Annotated in this window: 7 protein-coding genes; 3 read left to right on the top strand and 4 right to left on the bottom strand. The window is 65.3% G+C overall.

Features of this window, described 5'->3' with window-relative positions:
• On the top strand, positions 1-1,362 hold a 1,362-nt coding region (locus U9977_RS17150), incomplete at its 5' end, for a trehalose-6-phosphate synthase (protein ID WP_322750281.1).
• A 147-nt stretch (positions 1,363-1,509) separates the two neighbouring features.
• Positions 1,510-1,704 carry a hypothetical protein gene (locus tag U9977_RS17145; protein ID WP_322750280.1) on the top strand — a complete coding sequence of 65 codons (195 nt, stop codon included), beginning with the start codon at positions 1,510-1,512 and terminating at the stop codon, positions 1,702-1,704.
• A 21-nt stretch (positions 1,705-1,725) separates the two neighbouring features.
• Here U9977_RS17145 and U9977_RS17140 read toward each other — a convergent pair whose 3' ends face one another.
• From U9977_RS17140 to U9977_RS17125, 4 genes are all read right to left on the bottom strand, one after another.
• Complete coding sequence (locus U9977_RS17140) at positions 1,726-2,253, bottom strand: histidine phosphatase family protein (protein ID WP_322750288.1); 528 nt, start codon at positions 2,251-2,253, stop codon at positions 1,726-1,728.
• A gap of 307 nt (positions 2,254-2,560) precedes the next feature.
• A complete protein-coding gene (locus U9977_RS17135; RefSeq protein WP_322750279.1) occupies positions 2,561-2,929 on the bottom strand; it encodes a WhiB family transcriptional regulator in 369 nt (122 codons plus the stop codon).
• 622 nt (positions 2,930-3,551) lie between these two features.
• On the bottom strand, positions 3,552-4,460 hold the full coding sequence (locus U9977_RS17130; RefSeq protein WP_322750278.1) for a C40 family peptidase: 909 nt from the start codon (positions 4,458-4,460) through the stop codon (positions 3,552-3,554).
• 153 nt (positions 4,461-4,613) lie between these two features.
• Positions 4,614-4,835, bottom strand: coding sequence for a hypothetical protein (locus U9977_RS17125; RefSeq protein WP_322750277.1), 222 nt, complete (start codon positions 4,833-4,835; stop codon positions 4,614-4,616).
• A gap of 598 nt (positions 4,836-5,433) precedes the next feature.
• Between U9977_RS17125 and U9977_RS17120 the strand changes: the two genes are divergently transcribed.
• Positions 5,434-7,128 (top strand): glycosyltransferase (locus U9977_RS17120; RefSeq protein WP_322750276.1); only part of this gene is annotated, 1,695 nt, incomplete at its 3' end.

Genomic DNA, 7,128 nt, shown 5'->3' with positions numbered 1-7,128 from the left:
TGGGTCTGCGGGGCGGCGACCGCGGAGGACACCGTGGTCGCAGGCGAAGCGCTGGGCGGTTCGATCGTCGTCCAGACCTCGCCGTCGGCGCATGTGGTCGAAGGAGACGCCGACGGTCCCACCATCCGGGTACACCTGGTCGTCACCGACCCCGCGGCCTATGCCGACTTCTACAGTGTCTGGTCGAACCCGATCCTGTGGTTCGTCCAGCACGGACTGTACGGTCGGGCGCTCTCGCCCATCATCACCCAGGCCGAGCATGACGCGTTCGAGCACGGCTACGCCGCGGTCAACCGGGCATACGCGGACGCCGTCGCCGACGAAGTCCGCGCCCGCGGTGGCAAGGCCCTCGTTCTGCTGCAGGATTACCATTTTTACCTGGTTGCCGAACGGGTCCGGGAACTGTGCCCGGACGTCGTGCTCACCCACTTCGTCCACATCCCGTGGCCAAGCCCGGACGAGTGGCGCGTGCTGCCCGCCGGCATCCGGGAGCGGCTGCTGCGCGGGCTGCTGGGCAGTGACGTCGTCGGCTTTCACACCCGGCGTTACGCCCGTCACTTCGTCCTGTGCGCGCAGGAACTGCTCGGCCTGGACGTCGACCTCGACAACCTGCTGGTCACAGTCGGCGATCGGACGGTCCGGGCCCGGTACTACCCGATCTCGGTGGACCCGGCCGCGCTCGATGCGATCCTGGGCACCGAAGAGGTCGCCGGGCATGTCGCCATGCTGCGGTACGCCTTCCTCGACGGGGACCGCCAGCTCATCCTGCGGGTGGACCGCACCGATCCGAGCAAGAACGTCGTGCGCGGCTTCCTCGCGTTCGGCACGCTGCTCGACCAACATCCGGAGCTGGTCGGAAAGGTCAGTTTCCTCGCCCTGCTCCAGCCGAGCCGCACGGACGTGCCCGAGTACGCCGACTACATCGCATTGATCGGCGCAGTTGTCGCCGAGATCAACGCCCGGCACACCAAAGACGGGCAGCAGCCCATCGACCTGCGGATGGCCGAGGACTTCCCACTTGCGGTGGCCGCCTACTCGATCTGTGATGTGATTATGGTCAACGCCATCGCGGACGGGATGAACCTCGTGACCAAGGAGGTCGCCGTAGTCAACCGCCGTGGCGGCGTGCTGGCGCTGTCGGAGAACGCCGGCGCCCACGAGGAGCTCGGCGAGTACTCGGTGACGCTGCATCCCTTTGACGTACAACAGATGGCCGACGCCCTGTACGAGGCCCTGACCATGCCGGTGGAGGAACGCCACCGGCGTCTGGCCGCGGCTGCCGATCAGGTGCGCACCCATGATGTGGGACGGTGGCTCAGCGAACAGCTGGACGACCTCGCGCGGCTCGCCGGCTACTCGTAAACCCCTCGTAACCCTGCTTAAGCCTGCTGAGCTCGACTGAACCCGGCTGAACCCGGCTGGAGCCGTCCACCTCGGCGGGTTTCCACCGCGCCTCGCGGGTAGTGTCAGCGTCGGCAGAGTTTCGTGGACGACATAAGGGGAGCGGACGTGGCGGGTTCGGGCGGTCACCACAAGGCGAACACGGGTTCGTGGGCCGCGGTATTTCTGATCATCGCGGCTTTCTCGATCGGGACCTTCGCGCTCGTGCTCCACTCCGTTCCCCTGTGGATCGTGACCGGCGTGGCGCTGGTCGCCGGCATGATCACCGCGGTCGCCTCCGGCATCATGGAACAGGCTTACTGACCCGACCCCGCCGTCCGGTCGTCAGCGGCTGGACGCGCTCGTCAGCGAGCGCGGGGTGACAAACGACACCAGGCGGGTCGTACTGGGTCCGAGTTCCGCCCAGCGACCCACGGCGAGGTCCTCCACCGCAAGCGCGGCCGTGGGAAAGGTCGGAATGCGGGGACGCTCGCCGACCGGCAGCAGACCGGCTGCCAGTGCCTGCATACCGGGGTTGTGGCCCACCAGCAGGACGGTGGGTACGCCGTCATCCAGCTCCCGGAGACGGTCGAGGAGATCGGCGACATCGGCGAGATAGAGCCTGTCCTCGGTCAGTACCGGGACGTCAGGCGGAAGTGCCCCGGCAATGTGCTCAACGGTCTGGCGGGTGCGGCGTGCGGATGAACACAGCACCAGGTCGGGGATGAGCTGATCAGCGCGCAAATGCTCCGCGATGAGTTCGCACGCGGCCCGGCCGCGAGGCGACAGCGGCCGCTCGGCGTCCGGGGTCGAGCTGTCGGCCCAGTCCGACTTGCCGTGACGCAACAGCAGGAGACGACGCGGCGGCCTCACCACGCGACCTGCGTGGACGTGGCGGACAACCGGACGCCGTGACCAGGCGCGGAACACCCTGACACGAAGCTCCTCCTCGGACGGCAACGACACGCAGCCTGCCCATCCCGGCCCGGGGCGTCAATGGTTCCTTTCCGCACCGTCGAGGTAGGCGGCCGGATCCGGCAGATTAAGAGCGCCTCTATTGCCGGGCGCTCCAAGGAAGTCCCGCGGCCGGCTGGCTCGTTGGCCCCGGTGTGGCGTCGACCACGAGCCGGCGGACGCCACACCGGGGGCAACGAGGATGTCGCCGACGGAAGTGATAAGATCAGCTCGTAGCGTAGGTGGACAGTAGGAGGCGATCGGCATAGGCCAGCGCGTCGTCCGCGGTCAGCCGGCCGCGCGGCACGATTGAATTACGTTGATCTGACGTAAGCCCACCCCACACGCCGTGTTCCTCCTGACGGAACAACGCTGTGGCCAGACAGGCCCGTCGTACCGGGCAGCTCGCGCAGATCTTGCGGGCTCGGATTTCGGCAGCGGCGCGGGCCTTGGTGTTACGCCCGTCCGGTGGGAAGAAGGCATCGGGATCCCCGTCCCGACATGCCGCGTCCTGGCGCCAGTATGCGGGCCAGCCGGGGCCGTAGGGCTGTGGCGGGAGGTCTCGTCCGGGCAGGACCGGTACCCCGGCGCTCATGGCCTTTTGCCGATCATGGTTGCATCCGTGCGCAACGTGGACAGGGAGTTGGGAACGGCATCGCTACCGGAGGGTAGCGAACGCGGCTGACTGGGCATACCGTCTCCTGCTGGACATCGCTTGTGGCGGACATAACAGGGACGAGCACCATGTAGATGTGTTGTGACGCACATCTACTCTGCTCGGGTGGGACGACGACTCGGGTGGGACGACGACTCGGGTGGGACGACGACTGTTACGAAAAGACGACGACACGGTTCACCGGCGTGGAGTGCACCGCATCGCTGGCGCCATGTACACCGGAAACGAACCTGTCTCGTCTCGTTAACCGAGGAACGTAGACGGCTCTCGACCGGATAGCAAGGGTTCCGGAACGGTCACGTCCGCGGTTTGTGTCACAGGTCGCATCGTGATGTCGCCGGTCGCCGCGCGGTCGCAGATGTGAAACTCGCAGTATGCGATGTAGTACATCTTGTGAATGCCCGGCCCGCCTTGTGGGCGGCGAACCGGGCATTTTGGATATTCCGTGGTCAGCCGATGGCGAGTGCGGTGATCGCAGTGATCACAAGCGTGAGTAGGATCACAACGATGATCGCCGGATCGAAATAGCGGACGAGTAGCTTCATACCCGCCCGATACGGTAGTTATCTGTCCAGATCAGCTGATACTGGACGTATGTGCCGGGGCGACGAGAAATGATCATCTGTCCACCGCCGGCATACAGGCCGTCGTGATACGCCTGCCCCTGATCGTCCAAAAAGAAGATCACATCACCTGGGCGGACGTCGGCCCGGCTGACCGGAGGTAGCGCATCGAACTGCTCGTAGGTCGTGCGAGGCACCGATACGCCCAGTTGCGTGTAGACGTACTGGATCAGACCTGAGCAGTCGAAGTCGTTCGGGCCGGCACCGCCATAGCGATAGGGCTTTCCGATCTGCTGTGCGGCGACCGCGACCGCTGCCGCACCCAGTGAACCCGAGCCGCCGGTCGGCTCCGGCGGCTGCGCCGTTGACGTGCCGAAGAGCGCGCCCCAGGTCAACGGGCCGACAATGCCGTCGGTCACCAGACCGGCGCCAGCCTGGAAACTCCGGACGGCGCTCTCGGTCCGCGGTCCGAATTCTCCGTCCGCGGCGATCCCCAACCGGCTCTGGACCTCCGCAACCGTCTCCCCGCGGCTTCCTCGGCTCAACAGTTGGCCCGGGTACTCCAGCGCCGCCGCTTGGACGGTACTGGACGGCGAAAATTGCGAATTGTACCAGAGTGCGTCGGTCAAAGACGGTGCGATAGTCACCGACGGGGTGATAGTCACCGACGGTCCGACATGCGTGGTTGGCTCGCTCGCGGTGGCCGGACACGGCGCAAGAGCCACCGCGACGGCAACAGCACAGGAGACCGCGGTGACCGTCGGTGAGACTGCGCGGCTTGAGATGGACATTGCCATCGCCCCTCTGCCGCCGTCCGGGCAGTGCACCCGGGTCCCGTCCGCGTGCGTGTCGCCGGCACGGGGATGCGGACGGGCCTCGGCGGTCATCCCCGTTACCCACCGTGACAGTGAGCACCCTTACGCTAAGAGACTGGCGAAGAACTTTCAGTGAAACTAGTTACCAAGGGTGACGGTATCTAGCTGTAACACGATCATGAAGAGCCGGTAGCCCGATAACGGATACAAACTACCGATATAGGGTCAAAACAGCCGAAAGCCGGCGGCGGCCATACCCATCGCCGTCACGGTGTCGCCGGGCCAGTGCGGCGTGTGCAGATCGACAAACTCCTCGTCAGCCGGATCGACCGTGGCAGGTTTGCCGGCGAACTCGCTGATGTTCTGCTTAAGGAACCAACTCTGGTTCTCGTTTCCGACCTCGCATCCGGCTTCGAAGTCGATTGCGCGCGCCGGCGCGGCGGTCACCGCCCGGCGATGCTGGTACCGCCAATACCAGCATCGCCGCATGACATTTTTCGCTGCCCGTATACCTGCATTCTGGTTAGCGGGCGCCTTATGACGGACTCTTGCCACAGACCGGCGAGGAGCCAAACGGTGGAACGGTTCGACCAGCGCCGATGGCGGTTCCTGCAGGCTCGTATCCGAACACATGATGGTTGTTGAAGGAGAATTCCATGGTGACGCCAGTCTTCGTGACCACGTCGGGCACCCGACGTCCAGCGGTCCGCTTCGCCGGCCGAATTCTCGGCCTGCTGGCGGCCGGTTACCTGGGGCTGACAGCAGTCGGGTTGTCCGGAACGCCCTCCGTCGTGGAGCCCTTGCCCTCCGCAGCGACCGTCTCGCATGATCATACATTCGTGGATAATCCAGCGCCAGGCGGGCCGGATACGTCCGGGAAAAGTTCCGGAGTCGGTAACCTGGTCACACCAGGTAACATCAGATAAGGCCGTGGACCGTCATGCGAATCTCACCGAAGAGATCAGCGCGGAACCGCCGTGGCCGATCCTCGGCCCATGCACACCCGAAATCTGTTCGGTCGCACTGGCCACTTTTCGTGATCATAGTGGCCGCACTCAGTGTGATGCTCGGTTTCCAGGCCTTTCTGTATTTCGGTACCGGTCCATCCGGCACCGCGCAGAATTATGATCCCGAGAACGCGCCGCCGGACACGCCTACCAAGCCCGTGATCGACGTGGTGGACGGCCGACCGAGAGCGCGCGATACAGCCCCCGGAACCGTCGCGTTGACCTTCGACGACGGACCGAGCGAGAAGTGGACGCCCGAGGTGCTGAAGGTCCTGCGCCGTCACGGTGTGCATGCGACCTTTTTCGTGGTGGGTGCCCACGTCCTTGAGCATCCCGACCTGGTACGCCAGATCAAACGTGACGGGAACGAGATCGGCATCCACACCTTCAGCCATGTCGACCTCACAAGCGCACCGACCTGGCGGCGGAATCTCGAACTCGGCATGTCACAGTCGGCGCTGACCGCCGTCACCGGTGAGCGGTACTCGCTGCTGCGCCCTCCATACAGCGCCACTCCCATCGCAATCACAAAGGTCGGGCTGGCACGGTACGAAGAACTGGCCGGGCAGGGTTACGTGACGGTCGTCGCGGACCGCGACACCGAGGACTGGATGCAGCCCGGTGTGGATACGATCGTGCGGGCTGCGGCGCCGAGCGGTGACGCAAGCGGCATTGTTCTCATGCACGACGGCGGCGACCATCGCGCGCAGACGGTCGCGGCTCTCGACAAGATGATCGACCAGCTGACCGCCCGGGGCTACCGCTTCGTCACTGTCTCCGAGGGGCTCGGCCAGACCCCCGCGTCCATGACCGTGCCGGTGGACACCCGTAGCAGAATCGCCGGTAATGCACTGGTTCTGGCGTTCAAGATTTCCGGAATGATCCGTAGCTATCTGGCCCTGTCGTTGATCCCGCTCAGTGCGCTTGCGATTCTCCGGTCGGTGATTACGATCATCGCTGCCCGCCGCTACATTCGGCGGAAGAACAGCCCACAGATGGGCGGCTCGCGGAACAGCGGCCGACAGTCGGAGGATTCTGCCTACCAGCGGACACACGCCGCCGGCCGAACCGGCTCCGCCTTCCTACCGCCGGTCAGTGTGATCGTACCGGCCTACAACGAGTCGGTGGGCATCGCGGACGCGGTCCGGTCGCTTGTCGCCAGCGATTATCCGGACTTTGAGGTGATAGTCGTCGACGATGGCTCGACTGACGGCACCGCTGACGTCGTAGAACGGCTCGCGCTACCCGGAGTCCGGATCATCCGACAGCGGAACGCGGGCAAACCCGCCGCGCTCCAGCACGGCATTCGTGTGGCCTGCGCCGACGTGCTCGTACTTGTGGACGCCGACACCGTCTTCGAACCAGATACCATCCGTCGCCTGGTACAACCACTCGCGGACCCTGGTATCGGCGCGGTGGCCGGCAATACGAAAGTCGGAAACCGACGTGGACTGCTTGGTCGCTGGCAGCACATAGAATATGTTCAGGGATTCAGCCTTGACCGCCGGCTGTACGATCTGCTCGGCGCCATGCCCACGGTCCCCGGCGCGATCGGCGCATGGCGCCGGGCGGCCCTCGATGAGGTCGGCGGTATCAAGGACGACACGCTTGCCGAAGACAGCGAGGCCAGCATAGCCCTTTGCCGGGCGGGTTGGCGCATCGCCTACGCAGACGATGCGCGGGCCTGGACCGAGACCCCCGCCACACTCCGCGCGCTCTGGCGGCAGCGCTAC

Origin of the sequence: Protofrankia sp. Cas8 (assembly GCF_963555845.1) — a bacterium.
GTDB lineage: Bacteria > Actinomycetota > Actinomycetes > Frankiales > Frankiaceae > Protofrankia.
This window is presented reverse-complemented; position numbering and strand designations above follow the sequence as displayed.

Coding starts and splice junctions, on each gene's coding strand:
- U9977_RS17135 (WP_322750279.1), bottom strand. CDS start 2,929: ATGAGCGCCGGGGTACCGGTCCTGCCCGGACGAGACCTCCCGCCACAG.
- U9977_RS17130 (WP_322750278.1), bottom strand. CDS start 4,460: ATGACCGCCGAGGCCCGTCCGCATCCCCGTGCCGGCGACACGCACGCG.